The sequence below is a fragment of the Aeromonas allosaccharophila genome, from assembly GCF_000819685.1.
GTDB lineage: Bacteria > Pseudomonadota > Gammaproteobacteria > Enterobacterales > Aeromonadaceae > Aeromonas > Aeromonas allosaccharophila.
The window spans coordinates 1-18,443 of sequence record NZ_CDBR01000054.1; the positions used below are offsets into that span (position 1 = coordinate 1).

Consider the following 18,443-nt stretch of genomic DNA (forward strand, 5'->3'; position numbering starts at 1 on the left):
CGTTCATGATCTTGCCCTGATCTGGACACCATCAATGGTAATATATGTATCAGATATGTTTGGTTCTTCGCCAGCACTCAATCTTTGAACAAAAATCAGATTTCTTCTAAGCTGCTCAATATTTTCTTTGCCGATGCACGCAGATATAGCTTTGAGCAAACTACTAATATTCTCATCTGAAATTGAATATCCAATGAAAACTATAGGGTGTTCAACAAATAAGGTAATTAACTTGGCAGCTAGATATGTATTTTTTTCATTAAATTTATCGTAATCCTGCTCTGTTAAAACCAAAGATTGGGGCTTGGTTGAGCAGCCATGAATTTTATATATCTCGCCTATTTCCTGTGGGTTTGAAAACAACAACTCCTGTTGTCCTATATATGTTCTGTACTCAGGGAATAGTTGCTCAATGAACATATCCCAGTTGGTGGTTATAACACCATCCACATTTAAATTTGCAAGTAAGTGGACTTCATCGGAAAAGCCAGAATCTTTTGCTTTTGACTGATCTAATTTAGATAGATAATTACATATTTCTATTCGCAGTGCAGATGTTTCATCTTGAATATAGGTCTGGTATCGTTCAACACTTGATTTAAATTCTGGCTGGCTCCACCAATACTCGTTGAAATCTCGTGCCAATAAACCTGCGACTCTAGGGTATGAACCGTTAGCAGTTGATAAGTAATACTCAAAAGGCTTTCCTGTTTTGCAGAATTTTGTTAACAAACCTTTCCAGTCCTCTAGGCCTAAATATCGCCTTGAAAAACCAGAACCTAAAAATAAAAAAGGCCCTGCACTCCTGCTTTTGAAAATATCAGTGAGCTTTTTTTCAATATCTATAGTGCCTCTCATTAATATTTATAAAACACATTGGCTCTTGCAATATAAAAGCCTGTTAGTATTCTGGTTGTTTGTACTCACAGACAATGATACTAGGAAAAAAGCTATTTTCATATGAGGATTGTATGTAAAGCCCGCTCGTTTTCGAGCACATACATTAGGAATGTGCTCTTATATAGTACCTTTAGATACCCTGACATTTCTCGCCACTGTACCTCCTTTGTTTACAATTTGAAATGTAATCGATAGCCGTTCGTACAGTTATTGCCAGAGATCCAAGGAGCGCAGCTGGCGCTCCTTGAGGGCTACTCGCTGCGCTCGCTCAACCTGTCCACAATGCCTGCTGCGGGCGTCTCAGCCAGCACCAAGCCATCAAGGCGGGGTGGTCTTGCCAGCGGCCATACCGACCAGCCGCAACACCAATTCTCCAAGCTTGCAGTTAATCCGCTGATATGACCGAACCGCAGCGATCAAAAGAGGTTAATGAGGGGGAGGGGATAACGAGGGATGCGGCAATATCCGAGGTGTGGATACCCGACTGTATGGCTGAAAAAGAAGAGTGTGTGGCGTATTCGCTGGCAGATCAGCTTTGCGAGATAGCAAAAAAGCACCCGAAGGTGCTTTTTTACAATCTGAATGGCTTGCCTATCAGGCAGCCGCTTTCAGCTGTACGGTGGCGGCTTTCTTGTGATCGCCGATCGGCATGACGGTGCGGCCGAACTGCTCGTTGATCACGGTGGCCATGGCCAGGTAGATGGCACTGGCGCCACAGATGATGCCTTCGAAACCGGCGATGGTGCCGATCAGGGTGCTACCGGTGAAGTCACGGGCGGCCAGCAGGAAGAACAGCACGGTCAGGGAGGCGAACACGAACTGCTTCACACGCGGGTAGTTGACGGTTCCAACCAGCATGAACAGGGTGAAGATACCCCACAGCAGCAGGTACCAGCCCATGTAGGCGTGCGGGGTGGCTTCGGCCAGACCCATGGTCGGCATGACCAGCAGGAACACCAGGCTCAACCAGAAGAAACCGTAGGAGATAAAGGCGGTCACACCGAAGGTGTTGCCACGCTTGTATTCCATGATACCCGCGACGATCTGTGCCATACCGCCGTAGCACAGGCCCATGGCCAGGATCATGGCGCTGATGGGGAAGAAACCTGCGTTATGGATGTTCAGCAGGATGGTGGTCATACCGAAACCCATCAGACCCAGAGGGGCAGGGTTGGCCAATTTTTCGCTCACGTGGCGTTCTCCAAAAATAGAGGTGGGGGTTAACAAAAGACGCGCGATTTTAGGCAGGCTGTGGCGCGCCCGCAAGGGGGCAAGGGGGATAAATCGTAAAAAAACTACGTGATTATTTGCATCAGAGGCCAAATGCTCACCAAAGCAGGCTGTTTGGTGAGCAAAAGGTGTCAAAATAGTTGAGGGGTTGTATTTTTATTACGCTTTTTACGCAGTGCGGCGGCGTTACTGATCCAGCGTCAGGACCACTTTGGCTTCCTTGTCCTCTTCCTTGACCTGGCTGTCGAGCACGAACAGCCGCTCCGGGGTGATCCCTTGGCTGTCGACCAGAAACTCCTTGGTATTTTGTGCCCGGCGCATGGCGAGATTGCGCAGGGATTTGGCGGTGATGAGCTGTTGATCCCGCAGCAGGATCACCGCCTGGGCCCGCAATGCCGCGCTCTCTTCATCCAGATGGAGGCGATCGGCCAGCTCTTCCAGATCTTCGCCAAAGCGCTCTTCATAGGCCTGGGCCAGCGCCTCTTGCAGGGCGGGATCTTGTTCCAGCAGGTCGAGATCCGCCTGATTGCCGGTGAGTTTGGCCAGTACCCGCTCCAGCTTTTGCCGTTGCAGGATGGGGCGCTCCTCGTTGAAGTTGACCTTGCCGCGAATGTTCATGCTGAGCTTGGGTCTATCCTTGAGGGCCTGCGCCAGCTTGACCAGTTTCTCCTGCTGGGTGGGGGTGAGATCGGGATCCCCCGGCAGGAAGGGGAGTTCGTCGAGATCGTCGGTGCCATCGGCCAGCGAGGCGAGCAGGGAGAAGGGAGAGGTGATCGCCTTGCTCAGGGTGTTGCCCAGCACGTCCCAGAAGATATTGCCGATGCTGAAGTCCGGCTGATCGAGATCGCCCTTCACCTTGAGGTTCATCTGTATCACCCCGTTGGCATCGCTCAGCAGGGCGATGGCTAGCCCGAGCGGCAGATCCTTGGCCTGCTCGCTCTTGATCTTCTCGCCCAGCTGCAGCTTCTTGATGGTGATGTCGTTATCCCCTTCCAGCCGGTTGCCCTCCAGCTTGTAGTGCAGCTTCATGGAGAGCTGGCCCTTGTCGATGGCATAACCGGCATAGGTGCCCGAGTAGGGGGTGAAGGTGGTGAGCTCCAGATTGTTGAAGGCCACCGCGATGTCGAGGATCGGGTTGGCGACCAGCAGGTTGGTGCCGCCGCGAATGGTCACCGGCGCATAGCGATCCACCTTGCCGTTGAAGGCGAGATCGGAGCGTTGCCCCGGAATATTGCTGATATGACGGCTCTGGCCGCCCAACGAGGCGATATCGGCCACGAAATCCTGACTCAGGCTACGATCGGCAAAGCGCAGGTTGCCCTGCTCGGTACGTAGCTGATCGATGGTGAAGCGAAAGTCGGGGCCCTTGCGCCCTGCTGCCACTTGGGTGCTGTTGGTCGCTGCCGGTTGTGGCAACAGCAGCTGTTGCAGGTTGGTGGTGCCATCCTCGTGGATCTCGATGCGGGCGAAGGGTTTGTGCAGGGCAATCTCCTTGATCCGCATCTGCTGGCTGATGCCGTCGTACGTCAGACCGGTGAGCGCCAGGGTGTTGAACTCCAGCAGCCGCTGATTGTCTGCCCGATCGACCACCTTGAGTCCGTTGACATCGAGCCCCCCTTGCAGGCTCAGCTTGCTCAGATCCCCCTGGGTTGTGGTGGCAAGATCGAGTCGGGTCTTGCTGCTCAGCAGCCCGTTTTGCACCTTGATGCGTACCAGATCGGCCAGATAGGGTTGTGCCAGCGTCAGGGGCAGCCCCTGCTGGCTGATGTCGCCGCTTAAGGCGAAAGGGGTCAGGGTGAGCTGACCGGCAAAGGTGAGGGGAGTGTTCTGGTTGAAATGGGTGGCCAGAGTCAGTTTGCTCGGTTGCTCCCCCTTGCTGCCCAGTGGCCCCAGCGCCAGCTTGAGGCCGGAGAGCTGGCGTGCCAGCGGTTTGCCGCTGCTCGATTCGGTAAGGGTGAGATCGCCCTTGTCGATGGCGATCTGCCTGATCTGCCACTGCCAGGGTTTGTCTGCCTTGTTTTTCTTGCCGTTACCGGCTGTCTGTGCTTGTTGTGCCGACTTGGGCGCCGCATTCTTGGCCGCCTCGTTTGCGGCGTTGGCCCCTTTGACGGGTTTGGCGGGGGCCTGTGCAATGAGCAGATCCGCCAGATCCAGCTGCTGCTGTGCGTTGAGGGTGGCCTTGAGCAGGGGTTGCTGCAGGGTCACTTTGCCGATCTGCAGTGACTGTTTCTGGCCATCGACCGCCAGTTCGCTCAGGGCCAGCTGGCTGAAGCGGGCAAACTCGTCGCCCTTGCGTTTTTTAAGCTGCCAGTTGTCCAGCGTCAGCTTGCCTTTTGACAATTGCCACTGCACTTCTTGCTTGCCCTCTTTGAGCTGGTATTCCACCTCTGCATTGGCGTGGCCCTTGGCCAGATCCAGCTTGAGGTAGGGGGCCCAGAGCGGGGCGAAGGGTTTCAGCTCGACCTGCTTGAGGCTCACCTTGCCCTGACCCATGCCGCTCATCACATCGAGTTTGCCGTGGGCGGTGAGGCTGCTGTTGCCGTTGATGGCGGCGCTCAGCTGATAGGCGGTCGGGTGGTTTGCCTCGGTGCGCAGGTTATCGAGCTTAAGGGTCACTTTTTCCAGATTGAGGGGCGGCAACCAGCCGGGTTCGCTCTCCTTGCGCTGATCCTGATAGCGCACATGCCCGTCAGTGACAGCGAGGCTGGCGATGTCGACCAGCAGCGGGGCGCTCGTTGCCTCGGGCTCGGGGGAGGGCGCAGGGGCGAGCAGGGTGGCCAGCGCATCGGTCAGATTGAGTCGAACGTCCCCTTTTTTGTCGGCCAGCCGTTGCAGCAGCACCACGGGTTTGGTCAGGGTGACGGCGGAAAGCACGACGCCTTTTTGCTGCCAGCTGGCTTGCAGGTCGGGGCTGATAAAGAGCTGCTCAAAACGGATGATGGGCTGCTGTTTGGCATCGAGCAGGGCAGTCGCGCCGAGGGTGAGAGAAGGGTTGCGCAGTCCTACGTCAATCTCCCCCAGCGTCAGCTGCAGGCCGTAGTGCTCGGCCAGCCAGCCGGGCAGATAGCGCTGGATCAGGCGAGGGGTCTGCCACAGCAGCAGGGTGATCAGGATAAGAAGCAGCAGGAAAGCGTAGGCAAGGTAGCGCAGCAAGCGGGGCTTGGAGGACGCGGGCTCGGTGGTGTTCATTTGGTGCACTCCCATTTGGTTCCCGCCATGGTACAGAAAAGCTGGATAGTAATCATGGGGTTGCGTGCTGTTGTACGCCGTACTTTGTCCAAAGGCGATCCAGTTCACCCTTTTGTTGCAGCGCTGCCAGCCACTGTTCCAGCTGGGCAGGGGTAATGGGGGCCGCGGGGTGGAGAATCGCGCGGTGCTGATAATGCTGATCCCATTTTTGCGAGATCAGCAGCTGTTCAGCGGTGCCGGGATGGGCCAGCAGATACTGGTTAAGGTAAGAGACGTTGATAATGGCCACCTCACCGCGCCCTTTGAGCAGGGCTTGCAGGGCACTGATGTTGTCCTTGACCAGGGTGATATTGAGCTTGCGCTGCAGGTAGACGGGATCGGCATTGAACTGGCCGACGCCGTAGTGGTAGCCGGTCACCCCGATAAGGTGGTGTCGGGAGGGGTCATCGAAAAAGCGTTGATCCCGGCCCGCTTTGTTCAGGGCCACATAGACTTCGCCACCGCCGAGAAAGGGGGCTGTCATCTTCAACTTGTCGGTTTGCCAGCCCCATTTGCTGTCTTCAAACAGCATCAGCGAGAAGCGGCCCAGATCGAGCGCCTTGTAGCGATTGGCGGCCGAGGTGGGCACAAAGATAAATTTCACCTCCTGCTGGATCTCGTTGAGCTGGTCGATGAGATCCAGGGTCAGCCCTTCATAGTGGGAATCGGAGAGCTTGACCACGAAGGGGGCATAGGGATATCCGCCAACCTTGATGAGGGGATGGCTCCAGCCAGACAGGCTGAACAAGAGCAAAAACCAGCACCAATATCTCATGGGATCCCCAGGGCAATAGCTTGTTCCCAGATTCGGTTAATCTGCGCCGCTTTTCAAGCTGTTAAGGGAATTAACACAGCGCTGTTCCGCCGCCTCCAGTTCGGTCATCACCATCTGGATATCTTCCAGTTGCTGGAGCAGGGCGCCGCGCTTTTCCTCGATCAGCTGGATCATGGAGTGGAGCTGGGTTTTGCTCGAGCGGTCGGTGTCATACATCTCGAACAGCTCGCGGATCTCGGCCAAGCTAAACCCCAGCCGTTTGCCGCGCAGGGTCAACTTGAGCCGGATCTTGTCCCGGTGGTTGTAGATGCGGGTTTGCCCCTCCCGCAGCGGGGTGAGCAGCCCCTCGTCCTCGTAGTAGCGAATAGTGCGCGGCGTGACATCGAACTCGTGGGCCAGATCCGAAATACTGTAGGTGATCTCCTTGCCGGGCAGGGAACGGGACATGGTCATGACTCCTGTGGGTGGGCAAGTGGCTGGCAGAGGCGGGCACGCAGCCGCTCGGCATTGGCGTGCAGGGCCTGACCGACCCGCGAGCCGTTGGGGCGACCGAGCTGCTCGCTGACCCACTGGCCGGTGGCCGCCAGTTTGTCGAGATCCACCCCGGTCGTCATGCCAAGGCCGTGCAGCAGATAGACCACTTCCTCTGACGCCACATTGCCGGAGGCGCCCGGGGCATAGGGGCAGCCGCCAAGGCCCGCCACCGAGCAGTCGATGGTGCGAATACCGCGCTCCAGCGCGGGCAGCAGGTTGGCCACCCCCTGGCCGTAGGTGTCGTGAAAATGAACCGCGAGCCGACCCGCCGGGATCTCGTGCAGCACCGCATCCAGCATCGGCGCCACCGTGCCCGGAGTGCCGACGCCTATGGTGTCCCCCAGCGAAATTTCGTGGCAGCCGAGATCCAGCAATTGCTCGGCCATGGCGGCGACCCGTTTCGGGCGGGTCGGGCCATCGAACGGGCAGGCGATGACGGTGGAGAGGTAGCCGCGTACCTTGATGCCGAGGCTGCGTGCCTCCTGCACCAGCGGGGCGAAGCGCACCAGCGACTCCTCCACGCTGATACCAATATTGGCCCGGGTAAAGCCGTCGGAGCAGGCGGTGAAGAGGCCAATCTCGTCGGCGCGGGCGGCAATGGCGGCCTGCAAGCCTTGCAGATTGGGCACCAGGGCGCCGTAACGGGTCGACCCCTTGCGCGGCAGTGCCTGAAAAAGTGCGGCGGAGTCCGCCATCTGCGGCACCTTTTTGGCAGAGACAAAGGCGCCGACCTCGATGCGCTGCAGGCCGCTGTCGGCCAGTCGTTGGATCAGCTCCAGCCGCTGGATCAGAGCCAGCGGGCTGGCTTCATTTTGCAGGCCATCGCGCGGCCCCATCTCTATCAGACTGACCCTGTCGTCACGGACATCCTGTGATCGGTTCATGGGTGATCCTCCTGTATGGCTATCTCTTCGGCAAAGCGTACCAGCACGGCCCCCTGGCTCACCTGCTCGCCCTGCTTGAACTGCAGCGCCTCAATTACCCCGTCCCGCTCTGCGCGCAACTGGTGCTCCATCTTCATCGCTTCCAGCACCAGCAGGGGTTGCCCCTTGCTGACCGTTTGGCCGGGTTCGACCAGCACGGCTACCACGATGCCGTGCATGGGGGCGATGGCGCCCTGCGCCTTCTCGTTTGCCTGATCATGGTGGTGACTGTGTTGCTGATCATCGGCCGCGAAACGGATGCGCTGGCCCGCGAGGGTTATGATGAAGGTTGCCTCCGAGCCTGCGACCGAATCGATGGGGATCTGCCGCCAGCACATCCCCTGTTGCAGCCGGATATGGTCATCGCCTTTTTGGTAGCAACAGGCCTCCCCTTGCCACTCAAACTGGCCGTCATGATCGCTAAGGGTCAATACCCGGCGCTCATCACCGATGCGTACCGCCGCTGTCCAGCAGCGATCTGGCCCAAGGCGAAATCCGCAGGCTTGCTGCCAGGGGGAGGGGCCCGTGGGGCGGCTCGCCAGCCAGAGGGTGGCCAGCGGCCAGGCAAGGTCAGGAATGGGCTGCGCTGTGGTGGGGATAGGCCACTGGGTGTGGTGGCGCATCGCCAAGACGTCAGGCTCTTCACACAGGCGCAGCAGCAGCGGGCCGTTGTGTACCAGCGGGCCGAGATCCAGCGCCGCCAGCGCATCGGCCAGTTGGGCGAACGCCTCGGCGCGGCTCTGACCGTGGGCGATCAGCTTGGCGATCATGGGATCGTAATAGGGGCTGACCTCATCGCCAGCGGTAACGCCAGTGTCGATGCGCACACCAACGGGCCAGTAGAGCCAGTGGATGGGGCCGCTGGCGGGCAGAAAACCGGCCGCCACATCCTCGGCGTAGAGGCGCGCCTCCACCGCATGGCCGCGCAGCACCACCTCATCTTGAGTGAGTGGCAGCGGCTTGCCTTCGGTCACGGTCAGCTGCCAGGCCACCAGATCCTGCCCGGTCACGGCTTCGGTGACCGGATGCTCTACCTGCAGCCGGGTGTTCATCTCCATAAAGAAGAACTCATCCTTGCAGAGCAGAAATTCGATGGTGCCAGCCCCCTGATAGTGGATGGCCTTGGCAGCGGCCACGGCTGCATCCCCCATGGCGCGGCGCAGGGCCGGAGGAATGTCGGGGGCGGGCGCCTCTTCGATCACCTTCTGATGACGCCGCTGCAAGGAGCAATCACGGTCCCCCAGATAGATGGCGTTGCCGAGGCTGTCGGCAAAGACCTGCACCTCAACATGGCGGGCCCGGGGCAGATAGCGCTCCAGCAGCACCCGATCATCGCCAAAGGCGGCCTTGGCCTCCCGTTTTACTGCTGCCAGTGACTCGTCAAAGTCAGCCAGCTGATCGACCCGGCGCATCCCCTTACCACCACCGCCACTGGCGGCCTTGATAAGCAGCGGGAAGCCAATCTGGCTCGCCTGATCGCGCAAGAAGTCCGGTCGCTGATCCGTGCCGTGATAGCCGGGCAACACAGGTACGCCGGCGGCCTGCATCAGCGCCTTGGCGCCCGATTTGTCACCCATGGCGAGAATGGCGGCGCCGCTTGGGCCGACAAAGCGCACGCCGCGTTGTTCGCAGGCGGTGGCAAAATCGCTGTTTTCTGACAGAAAGCCGTAACCGGGATGGATGGCATCGGCGCGTGCCTCTTTGGCAATCTTCAGCACCTTGCCGGTGTCGAGATAGCTCTCTCTGGCCGGTGCGGGGCCCAGATGCCAGGCCTCATCGGCCAGACGGGTGTGCATGGCATGGGCGTCGGCATCGGAGTAGAGGGCGATGGTGTGGATGCCGAGGTGTTTTGCCGTCTTGATGATGCGCACGGCGATTTCGCCGCGATTGGCAATCAGCAGGCGCTTAATCTGAGTGTGATGGGTCATGTCTCATCCTTGAAACGGGGACGCCAGGCGGGAGGGCGTTTGTCGAAGAAGGCCTGCATCCCCTCCTGGGCTTCGAGACCGACCCGAACCCGGGCGATGGTCTCGACGGTTTTCTCTTCGTGCAGGCGGGAAGGGTGGGCCTCTATCGCCGCTAGCAGCCGTTTGGTCTCTTTCATCGCCTCCGGCCCGTTGCGGCACAGACGCAGGGCCAGTGCCCGCCCTTCCGCCAGCAGTTGATCCGGTTTGTAGAGTTGATGTGCCACATTGAGCCGACAGGCGGTTATGGCATCGAACGGCTCGGCGCTGAGCATGTAGCGGCGCGCCTGACGCATCCCCATGGTGCGCACCACGTAGGGGCTGATCACCGCAGGCACCAGACCCAGGCTCACCTCGGAGAGACAGAAGCGGGCATCATCGCTGGCCAGCACCAGATCGCAGGCACAGATCAGCCCAAGCGCCCCACCATAGGCGGCCCCTTGCACCAGCGCCACCGTGGGGAAGGGGAGCTCGTCGAGGGTCTGCATCAGCCGCGCCAATACCCGGGCGTCTTCGCGATTGTGCTCGAAATCGGCGTGGGCCAGATTGCGCATCCAGTTGAGATCGGCGCCCGCGCAAAAGTGCTTGCCCTCGGCCCGCAGCAGCAGGGCGTGAGGGCGTTCGGCGAGATCATGACCATGGAGATGGGCCAGATCATCGAGGCAGTCGAGCAGCCCCAGCATCAGGTCGGCATCAAAGGCGTTGTGGCGGGCCGGGCGCGACAGCACCAGCTCGGCCAGTGGGCCGTGCCGCTCCAGCCGAAACGGGCTCTGGGCTGAAGAGCTGAGTGCTGGGGAAGTGAGTGGGTAGGACATGTGCTTGCTCCTTACATCCGGAAGATGCCGTACTGCTCGGGTTCAATGCGGGCACCCTGACAGGCGGCCAGTGCCAATGCCAGCACGGTGCGGCTCTGGGCCGGGTCGATGACGCCATCATCCCAGAGGCGGGCGCTGGCGTAGTAGGGGTGACCCTGCCGCTCATACTGCTCGATCACTGGGGCGCGGATGGCGGCCGTTTCCTGTTCGCTCAAGTCCTTGCCCTCAGCAGCCAGCTTGTCCCGACGCACCTGCACCAGCACCCCGGCAGCTTGCTCGCCCCCCATGACGGAGATGCGGCTGTTGGGCCAGCTAAAGAGAAAATCGGGTTCATAGGCACGCCCGCACATGCCGTAGTTGCCAGCGCCAAAGCTGCCGCCGACGATCAGGGTGATCTTGGGCACCCAGCTGCAGGCCACGGCGGTGACCAGCTTGGCGCCATGCTTGGCGATTCCCTCTTTTTCTGCGCTACTCCCCACCATAAAGCCGGTGATGTTCTGCAAAAAGAGCAGCGGAATGGCGCGTCGGTTACAGAGCTGGATAAAGTGAGCGCCTTTCTGGGCGCTGTCGCTGTGCAGCACGCCGTTGTTGGCGAGGATCCCCACTTCCATGCCGCAAATGCGGGCAAAGCCGGTCACCAGTGTGGTGCCGAACAGCGCCTTGAATTCGTCAAAGTCCGAGCCATCCACCAGTCGAGCGATCAGCTCGCGGGCGTCGTAAGGGCGTTTGAGACTGGTGCCCACCAGACCGTAGAGATCCTCTATCGGGTAGCAGGGGGGCTCGTAGCCGGGGCTACTCTCTAACGGCTCGTTACCCAGATGAGTAACCAGCGTGCGGGCGATGGCCAGCGCATGGGCATCGTCACGGGCCATATGATCCGCCACCCCAGAGTGGGCGCAGTGTACCTCGGCGCCGCCCAGGGCCTCGGCGCTGATCTCCTCACCGGTGGCGGCCTTGACCAGCGGCGGGCCCGCCAGAAAGATGGTGGCCTGCTCCCTGATCATGATCGATTCATCCGCCATGGCAGGCACATAGGCGCCGCCAGCGGTGCAGAGCCCCATCACCACCGCCAGCTGGGGAATGTTCTGGGCCGACATGCGGGCCTGGTTGTAGAAGATGCGGCCAAAGTGATCCCGGTCGGGGAACACCTCGTCCTGCATCGGCAAGAAGGCGCCGCCGGAATCCACCAGATAGAGGCAGGGGAGGCGCAGCCGCTCGGCGATGGCCTGGGCGCGCAGGTGCTTTTTCACCGTGAGCGGGTAGTAGGTGCCGCCTTTCACGGTGGCATCGTTCACCACCAGCATGCAGAGCCTGCCCGAGACCCGGCCGATGCCGGTGATGATACCGGCAGCGGGCACCGGCTCGTCATAGACCTGCCAGCCAGCCAGCGCCGACAGTTCGAGAAACGGGGAGCCCGGGTCCAGCAGCTGATTGATGCGCTCGCGGGGCAGCAGCTTGCCACGGGCCTGATGGCGGGCGTTATTGGCCGCGCCGCCGCCCAAGGCTATCTCTTCCAGGTGGGCATTGAGATCGTCGACCAGCCCCTGCATGGCGGCCCGATTGGCCGCATATTCCGGACTCGCCGTGTCGAGACGGGAGTGGATACGACTCATGCGTTTTCTCCCATCAGTTCGCGACCAATCAGCCAGCGGCGGATCTCCGAGGTGCCGGCGCCGATCTCGTAGAGTTTGGCGTCCCGCAGCAGCCGACCGGTGGGGTATTCGTTGATGTAGCCGTTGCCGCCGAGCAGCTGGATGGCATCAAGCGCCATCTGGGTGGCATTTTCGGCGGCAAACAGGATGGCGGCGGCGCAATCCTTGCGGCTGGTGCGCCCCTGATCGCAGGCGCTCGCCACCGAGTAGACCAGCGCCCGGCTGCTGGCCAGACGGGTATACATGTCGGCCAGCTTGCCCTGTACCAGCTGGAACTCGCCTATGGCCTGGCCGAACTGCTTGCGCTCGCGCACATAGGGCAGCACCACGTCCATGCAGGCCTGCATGATGCCAAGTGGGCCGGCCGCCAGCACCACCCGTTCGTAATCCAGCCCGCTCATCAGCACCTTGACCCCGCCGTGCAGGGGGGCGAGCAGGTTTGCCTGCGGTACCCAGCAGTTGTCAAACACCAGCTCGCAGGTGCTGGAGCCGCGCATCCCCAGCTTGTCGAGCTTCTGGGCGGTAGAAAAACCGGAAGTGCCGGCTTCAACGATAAAGGCAGAAATTCCTTTGGGGCCCGCACTGGTATCTGTCTTGGCATAGATGACGAAGGTGTCGGCATCAGGTCCGTTGGTGATCCACATCTTGTTGCCGTTCAGCACGAAGTGATCGCCCTCGCGCTCCGCGGTGAGGCGCATGCTGACCACATCGGACCCGGCTCCCGGCTCGCTCATGGCCAGCGCCCCCACATGCTCGCCGCTCACCAGCGGGGGGAGGTAGCGTGCTTTTTGCTCCGCCGTGCCGTGGCGGTGGATCTGATTGATGCAGAGATTGGAGTGGGCGCCGTAGGAGAGGCCGACCGAGGCGCTGGCGCGGCTTACCTGTTCCATCACCAGCACGTGGGCCAGATAGCCGAGGTTCACCCCGTCATACTCCTCCGCCACCGTGATGCCGTGCAGCCCCAGTTCACCCATCCGGGGCCAGAGATCACGGGGAAAGGCATTGCTCTGATCGATCTCGCTGGCGCGCGGGGCGATCACTTTCTGGCAGAAGGCCGCAACCTGTTCGGTCAGGGCATTCAGGGTCTCATCCATCTGCATCCATGCTCTCCTTGTGGATATGACAATCGGGTAGGAAGGTGGGTTCGACCGGCTGACTCGGCGTTACAGCTGGCAGTGGTCGGTCCATTTTTGTACTTCACTTTTGCCACAAGTTTACGTTAGCGTAAACGTAAATCAATTGTTAATCTGTTGTGTGTCGATAGAGAGGTAGTTATGAGAGCGTCATCAGCTACCACGACAACAGCGCCATAGTGGCAGATCCGAATGACCAGTGTGTGGGCGCCGCGTCATAAAGCACGAACTCAGGAAAATAAGCGCGGGACAATAAGCGCGGGGCAACAAGGGAGCGAACGACGAGATGGATTTTACCCTGACCGATGATCAACAGGCGTATGTGGAGGCGGCCGCCGCCTTTGCCGACGATGCGCTCAAACCCCATGCCGCGCGCTGGGATAAAGAACACGAGTTTCCGATCCCCACCATCAAGCAGGCGGCCGAACTCGGGTTTTGCGGTCTCTATACCCCGGAGCAGTTTGGCGGATTGGGGCTGCCTCGCCTCGATGCGAGCCTCATCTTCGAGCGCCTCGCCATGGGTTGCACTTCTACTACGGCGTATCTGACCATCCACAACATGGTGAGCTGGATGCTGGGCAGCTGGTTGCCCAGGGAGGTCGCCGAGCAGTGGGTGCCCAAACTGGCCAGCGGCGAGCTGCTGGGCTCCTATTGCCTTACCGAGCCGGGTGCGGGCTCCGATGCTGCGGCACTCAAGACCCGAGCAATTCGCGAGGGTGACAGCTATCTCATTGAGGGAACCAAGGTCTTTATCTCGGGAGCAGGCAGCAGCGATGTGCTGGTGGTGATGGCCCGTACCGGTGGTGAAGGTGCGAAGGGGATCTCTGCCTTTATGGTGCCGGCTAATGCCCCCGGCGTGAGCTATGGCAAGGCAGAAGAGAAGATGGGCTGGAACAGCCAGCCGACCCGGGAGGTTGTTTTCAACGGGGTGCGTATTCCCGCCCGCTACCGGTTGGGTGAGGAGGGGGAAGGGTTCAAGTTCGCCATGCAGGCCCTCGATGGTGGGCGCATCAATATTGCCACCTGTTCGGTGGGCACCGCCCAGCAGGCGCTGGACGATGCGCTTGCTTATGTGCAGCAGCGCCAGCAATTTGGTCACCCGATCAGCGAATTCCAGAGCGTGCAGTTTCGCTTGGCCGATATGGCGACCGAGCTGGCTGCCGCCCGTTTGCTGGTGCGTCAGGCCGCCGACAAGCTGGATCGCGGGGCACCCGACAAGAGTGCCTGGTGTGCCATGGCCAAACGGTTTGCCACCGATGTGGGTTATCGAATCTGTGATGAGGCTCTGCAACTCTTTGGCGGCTATGGTTATATCCGCGAGTATCCGCTCGAGCGCTATCTGCGCGATACCCGGGTACACCGCATTCTGGAGGGCACCAACGAGGTGATGCGACTCATCATCGCGCGCCGCCTGCTGGCCGATCCCGGTTTGTCGCTGGGCTAACCGGTGGTCGCATCAAGGGTGTGTTGCCTGCCACCCGATTTGCACCGTGCCATGCCGGTTTCGGCTTTGTGAGCCAGCCACAGGTTGGTGTCATTCAAGCCTGTCATCATGGCGGCAGCTTCATCGACAAGGACAATGTTATGACAAGGATCAGACTCGAATATCATGGCCACGTGGCCTATATCACCCTCGACCATCCCCCTGCCAACACCTGGACCCGCGCCAGCCTGCAGGCCTTTTTGCAGATGATGGTGGAGCTCGACAGTCGTCCCGATGTGGTGGCGCTGGTGATCCGTGGTGCGGGCGACAAATTTTTCTGCGCCGGTGCCGACCTCAATATGTTTGTCGAGGGGAATGTCGAGCTGGCCCGCGAAGTAGCCGAGGCCTTTGGCAAGGCCTTCGAGGCGCTGGCCCGTTTTCACGGCGTCAGTATCGCCGCCATCAATGGTTATGCCATGGGCGGCGGGCTGGAAGTGGCGCTGGCTTGTGATATCCGCATCGCCGAGCAGCAGGCGTTGCTGGGACTTCCGGAAGCCTCGGTGGGCTTGCTTCCCTGTGCCGGTGGCACCCAGCGCCTGACCGAGCTGGTGGGGCCGGGCTGGGCCAAGCGGATGATCCTCTGCGGTGAGAAGGTGAGTGCCTCGCTGGCCTACGAGATGGGGCTGGTGGAGGAGGTGGTGAAAACCGGTCAGGCGTGGGAGGCCGCGCACCAGATGGCCCATCTGGTGGAGCGCCAGAGCCCGAGCGCCCTGCGCGCCTGCAAAACCCTGATCAATCAGGGCCGCAGTGGCCCACGGGATGCAGCCTTGCCCCTTGAGCGAGCACTGTTTCTCGCTCTCTTTAGCGATGCCAACCAGCGTGAAGGGGTGGCCGCCTTCCTGGAGAAACGCTTACCGCGCTGGCAATATGGCCCAACAGAATAAATCCATACGGAGCAGTTTATGAGTGAGCCGGTCAAGGTTAGCTGTTATCCCACCGAAGATGGCCATCAGATCGGGGTGTTGACCCTCGACAGCCCTGCGTCTCTCAACGCATTGAGCCTTCCGATGATCCAGATCCTGCAACAGACGCTGACCCGTTGGGAGCAGGATCCCGCCATCGTCTGTGTACTGCTGCAGGGGATGGGTGAGAAGGCATTTTGTGCCGGTGGCGATATCCGCTCCTTCTATTACCGCAAACAGGAGGCAAGCGGATCCGAACTGTTCGAGTATGCCCGCGACTTTTTCGAGCAGGAGTACCGGCTCGACCACCACATCCACGGTTATCGCAAACCCCTGATCTGCTTGGTGGACGGTATCTGCATGGGGGGCGGTATTGGCCTGTTTGCCGGTGCCGATTTTCGGGTGGTGACCGAGAAGAGCCTGTTCGCCATGCCGGAGGTGACCATCGGCCTCTACCCAGACGTGGGGGCGAGCTGGTTTTTAAGCCGGATGCCGGGGCGGCTCGGGCTCTGGCTTGGTCTGACTGGCGCCCGCTTCAATGGCGCAGATGCCCTTGGGGTGGGGTTGGCGGATCACGCCATCGCCAGTATCGAGCACAGTGCACTGCTGTCACGCCTCGCCGTGCTCGACTGGGCTGGCAGTGGTGATCCCCGTGAGCAGATAGATCTGCTGCTGAGGGGTTTGCACCGTGAGGTGGTGGCCCGCTTGCCAGCGCCAGTGCTGTTGCCCCATCAACAGAGGATCGATGCCTTGCTGGCGGGGCGCACGCTGCAAGGTGTATTGGCGCGGTTGTTCGAGGCTCAGTTCAATGAACAGGAGACGGTACTCCAGCAGGCGCAGCAGCTCTGCCGCACCGGCAGCCCCATCAGCCGTGCCATTTTGTGGCGCCAATATTGGCAGGCTCGCCGCAACTCACTGGCAGAGGTATTTGCCGAGGAGCTGACCCTCTCGGTCAACTGCGTGCTCAAGGGGGATTTTGTGGAAGGGGTACGGGCACTGCTGATCGACAAGGATAAAGCTCCCCACTGGCAACTGTTGCCACCGGAGGGGGAGTGGCTGGATGAGTTTTATCGCTGGCCGCAGGGGCGCAATCCGTTGGCCTGCAAGGAATAACATCTTGGCAATCGGCGGACGCCGCCATCAGCAATGCAAGGAGCAAGCGGGATGACAAGGATAGGGTTTATCGGGCTCGGCAACATGGGGGGGCCCATGGCGGCCAATCTGGCTAGGGCCGGGCACAGGGTGCAGGTGTTTGATCTGGTTGCCCAAAACATTGAGCGCGCTATCGCCGCTGGCTGCATCGCCGCGGGGGATGCCCGTGAGGCGGTGACCGGCTGCGAGGTGGTGATCAGCATGCTACCTGCGGGGGAGCATGTGCGCGACCTTTGGTTGTCTGAGGGGCAGGATCTGCTGGCAGCCCTGCCGGTTGGTGCACTGGTGATCGACTGCTCCACCATAGATGTCGACTCTGCCCGTCAGGTCGGGGAGGCGGCCCGCGCCCGCGGTTTGCGCTTTATCGATGCCCCCGTATCGGGCGGTGTCGCCGGTGCGGCCGCTGGGACGCTCACCTTTATCGTTGGCGGCGACGCGGCAGATTTCGAGGCGGCGAAATCCCTGCTCGCCTGCATGGGGCAGAACCTGTTTCACGCAGGGATGCTGGGGGCGGGGCAGATCGCCAAGATGTGCAATAACATGCTGCTTGCGATCCATATGGCGGGCACTGCCGAGGCACTGGCCCTCGGGGTGAAGGAGGGGCTGGATCCCGCCGTGCTCTCCACCATCATGGGCAAGAGCTCCGGCAACAACTGGAGTCTGGAGCGCTACAACCCCTGGCCCGGAGTGATGGAGAATGTGCCCGCTGCCCGCAACTATCAGGGGGGATTTATGACCCGTTTGATGGTGAAAGATTTGGGATTGGCCATGGCGCTGGCCGAGCATGGCCACAGCGCTGTGCCGATGGGGGCGCTCGCGCGTAACCTGTTCAACCTGCATGCCGCTCAGGGGCAGGGGAGCCGCGATTTCTCCAGCATCGTCGAACTCTATCTGGATAAACAGGATCCCGCCTGACGGGCACCTCTCTTCAAGGCATCTCCCTTCGACCAGCTACAAGGAGCATTGATGGATATCAAAGATAAGGTCATCGTTATTACCGGCGCTGGACGTGGCTTGGGACGGGCCATTGCGCTGGCCCTGGGCGCACAGGGGGCGACGCTGGCACTGCTCGACATCAATCGCGCCGATCTGGAAGCGACCGCCGCCATGGTTCACTGCCAGAATGGTCAGTGCGATCAAGATAGCCAGTGCGAGCTGTTTGTCTGCAATGTGGCGAGCGAAGCCGAGGTTGAGTCGGTTTTTGCTGGCATCAAGGAGCGTTTTGGCGTGCTGCACGGTCTTATCAACTGCGCCGGCATTTTGCGCGATGGCGTGCTGATCAAGGTGAAAGAGGGTGAGCTGGTGGAGAAGATGACGCGGGCCCAGTGGCAGAGCGTGATTGACGTCAACCTCACAGGTACCTTCCTCTGTGGGCGCGAAGGGGCGGCGCTGATGGCAACCGGCGGGGAGGGGGGCGTCATCATCAACATCTCCTCTATCGCCCGCGCCGGCAATATTGGCCAGAGCAACTATGCCGCCAGCAAGGCGGGGGTTGCCTCGCTGGTGGTGACCTGGGCGCGGGAGTTGGCGCGCCATGGCATTCGGGTGATGGGGATTGCCCCCGGGGTGTTTGCCACCGACATGACGGCGGCGATGAAGCCGGAGGCGATGGCGCGGATGCAGCAGGCCATTCCGGTCGGCACCCTTGGCGAGGCGCAACAGCTGGCCGAGACGGTGAGCTTTATTCTTGCCAACGACTATCTGTCGGGACGGATGATAGAACTGGATGGCGGTTTGCGTTTATAGGCTTTC

The 18,443-nt window shown here is 60.3% G+C and carries 15 protein-coding genes; 5 read left to right on the forward strand and 10 right to left on the reverse strand.

Annotated features, from left to right (window positions below; genetic code table 11):
* Positions 1 to 3 precede the first annotated feature (3 nt).
* The 10 genes from BN1115_RS10790 to BN1115_RS10835 all read right to left on the reverse strand — a co-directional run bounded on the left by BN1115_RS10790 (position 4) and on the right by BN1115_RS10835 (position 13,121).
* A complete protein-coding gene (locus BN1115_RS10790; RefSeq protein ID WP_208597757.1) occupies positions 4 to 858 on the reverse strand; it encodes an SIR2 family protein in 855 nt (284 codons plus the stop codon).
* A 636-nt stretch (positions 859 to 1,494) separates the two neighbouring features.
* A complete protein-coding gene (locus BN1115_RS10795) occupies positions 1,495 to 2,091 on the reverse strand; it encodes an acetate uptake transporter (RefSeq protein ID WP_042657160.1) in 597 nt (198 codons plus the stop codon).
* A 225-nt stretch (positions 2,092 to 2,316) separates the two neighbouring features.
* Complete coding sequence (locus tag BN1115_RS10800; RefSeq protein WP_042657161.1) at positions 2,317 to 5,319, reverse strand: DUF748 domain-containing protein; 3,003 nt, start codon at positions 5,317 to 5,319, stop codon at positions 2,317 to 2,319.
* 52 nt (positions 5,320 to 5,371) lie between these two features.
* Entirely contained in the window at positions 5,372 to 6,133 is a 762-nt protein-coding gene (locus BN1115_RS10805; protein ID WP_042657162.1) for a substrate-binding periplasmic protein, read from the reverse strand.
* Between the two features lie 36 nt (positions 6,134 to 6,169).
* Entirely contained in the window at positions 6,170 to 6,580 is a 411-nt protein-coding gene (locus tag BN1115_RS10810) for a MerR family transcriptional regulator (RefSeq protein ID WP_042657163.1), read from the reverse strand.
* Positions 6,581 to 6,582: 2 nt separating this feature from the next.
* Positions 6,583 to 7,551, reverse strand: coding sequence for a hydroxymethylglutaryl-CoA lyase (locus tag BN1115_RS10815; protein ID WP_042657164.1), 969 nt, complete (start codon positions 7,549 to 7,551; stop codon positions 6,583 to 6,585).
* Positions 7,548 to 9,518: an acetyl/propionyl/methylcrotonyl-CoA carboxylase subunit alpha gene (locus BN1115_RS10820; RefSeq protein WP_042657165.1), complete on the reverse strand. Its 1,971-nt coding sequence runs from the start codon at positions 9,516 to 9,518 to the stop codon at positions 7,548 to 7,550. The genes BN1115_RS10815 and BN1115_RS10820 overlap by 4 nt, the downstream gene beginning before the upstream one ends.
* Entirely contained in the window at positions 9,515 to 10,369 is an 855-nt protein-coding gene (locus BN1115_RS10825; RefSeq protein WP_042657166.1) for an enoyl-CoA hydratase-related protein, read from the reverse strand. Before BN1115_RS10825 ends, BN1115_RS10820 begins: the two co-directional genes overlap by 4 nt.
* Before the next feature lie 11 nt (positions 10,370 to 10,380).
* Positions 10,381 to 11,982, reverse strand: a complete 1,602-nt coding sequence (locus tag BN1115_RS10830; protein WP_042657167.1) for a carboxyl transferase domain-containing protein — start codon at positions 11,980 to 11,982, stop codon at positions 10,381 to 10,383.
* A complete protein-coding gene (locus BN1115_RS10835; protein WP_042657168.1) occupies positions 11,979 to 13,121 on the reverse strand; it encodes an isovaleryl-CoA dehydrogenase in 1,143 nt (380 codons plus the stop codon). The genes BN1115_RS10830 and BN1115_RS10835 overlap by 4 nt, the downstream gene beginning before the upstream one ends.
* A gap of 319 nt (positions 13,122 to 13,440) precedes the next feature.
* Here BN1115_RS10835 and BN1115_RS10840 point away from each other — a divergent pair, with 319 nt between their 5' ends.
* From BN1115_RS10840 to BN1115_RS10860, 5 genes are all read left to right on the forward strand, one after another.
* Positions 13,441 to 14,598 carry an acyl-CoA dehydrogenase family protein gene (locus tag BN1115_RS10840; RefSeq protein WP_042657169.1) on the forward strand — a complete coding sequence of 386 codons (1,158 nt, stop codon included), beginning with the start codon at positions 13,441 to 13,443 and terminating at the stop codon, positions 14,596 to 14,598.
* Positions 14,599 to 14,738: 140 nt separating this feature from the next.
* Positions 14,739 to 15,521 carry an enoyl-CoA hydratase gene (locus BN1115_RS10845; RefSeq protein ID WP_042657194.1) on the forward strand — a complete coding sequence of 261 codons (783 nt, stop codon included), beginning with the start codon at positions 14,739 to 14,741 and terminating at the stop codon, positions 15,519 to 15,521.
* An 18-nt stretch (positions 15,522 to 15,539) separates the two neighbouring features.
* A complete protein-coding gene (locus BN1115_RS10850; RefSeq protein ID WP_042657170.1) occupies positions 15,540 to 16,652 on the forward strand; it encodes an enoyl-CoA hydratase/isomerase family protein in 1,113 nt (370 codons plus the stop codon).
* A gap of 51 nt (positions 16,653 to 16,703) precedes the next feature.
* Positions 16,704 to 17,606, forward strand: a complete 903-nt coding sequence (gene mmsB / locus BN1115_RS10855; protein ID WP_042657171.1) for a 3-hydroxyisobutyrate dehydrogenase — start codon at positions 16,704 to 16,706, stop codon at positions 17,604 to 17,606.
* Positions 17,607 to 17,657: 51 nt separating this feature from the next.
* Entirely contained in the window at positions 17,658 to 18,437 is a 780-nt protein-coding gene (locus BN1115_RS10860; protein ID WP_042657172.1) for an SDR family oxidoreductase, read from the forward strand.
* The last annotated feature ends 6 nt before the right edge of the window (positions 18,438 to 18,443 follow it).

Coding starts and splice junctions, on each gene's coding strand:
- BN1115_RS10790 (WP_208597757.1), bottom strand. CDS start 858: ATGAGAGGCACTATAGATATTGAAAAAAAGCTCACTGATATTTTCAAA.
- BN1115_RS10800 (WP_042657161.1), bottom strand. CDS start 5,319: ATGAACACCACCGAGCCCGCGTCCTCCAAGCCCCGCTTGCTGCGCTAC.
- BN1115_RS10805 (WP_042657162.1), bottom strand. CDS start 6,133: ATGAGATATTGGTGCTGGTTTTTGCTCTTGTTCAGCCTGTCTGGCTGG.
- BN1115_RS10810 (WP_042657163.1), bottom strand. CDS start 6,580: ATGTCCCGTTCCCTGCCCGGCAAGGAGATCACCTACAGTATTTCGGAT.
- BN1115_RS10815 (WP_042657164.1), bottom strand. CDS start 7,551: ATGAACCGATCACAGGATGTCCGTGACGACAGGGTCAGTCTGATAGAG.
- BN1115_RS10820 (WP_042657165.1), bottom strand. CDS start 9,518: ATGACCCATCACACTCAGATTAAGCGCCTGCTGATTGCCAATCGCGGC.
- BN1115_RS10825 (WP_042657166.1), bottom strand. CDS start 10,369: ATGTCCTACCCACTCACTTCCCCAGCACTCAGCTCTTCAGCCCAGAGC.
- BN1115_RS10830 (WP_042657167.1), bottom strand. CDS start 11,982: ATGAGTCGTATCCACTCCCGTCTCGACACGGCGAGTCCGGAATATGCG.
- BN1115_RS10835 (WP_042657168.1), bottom strand. CDS start 13,121: ATGCAGATGGATGAGACCCTGAATGCCCTGACCGAACAGGTTGCGGCC.
- BN1115_RS10840 (WP_042657169.1), top strand. CDS start 13,441: ATGGATTTTACCCTGACCGATGATCAACAGGCGTATGTGGAGGCGGCC.
- BN1115_RS10845 (WP_042657194.1), top strand. CDS start 14,739: ATGACAAGGATCAGACTCGAATATCATGGCCACGTGGCCTATATCACC.
- BN1115_RS10850 (WP_042657170.1), top strand. CDS start 15,540: ATGAGTGAGCCGGTCAAGGTTAGCTGTTATCCCACCGAAGATGGCCAT.
- mmsB (WP_042657171.1), top strand. CDS start 16,704: ATGACAAGGATAGGGTTTATCGGGCTCGGCAACATGGGGGGGCCCATG.
- BN1115_RS10860 (WP_042657172.1), top strand. CDS start 17,658: ATGGATATCAAAGATAAGGTCATCGTTATTACCGGCGCTGGACGTGGC.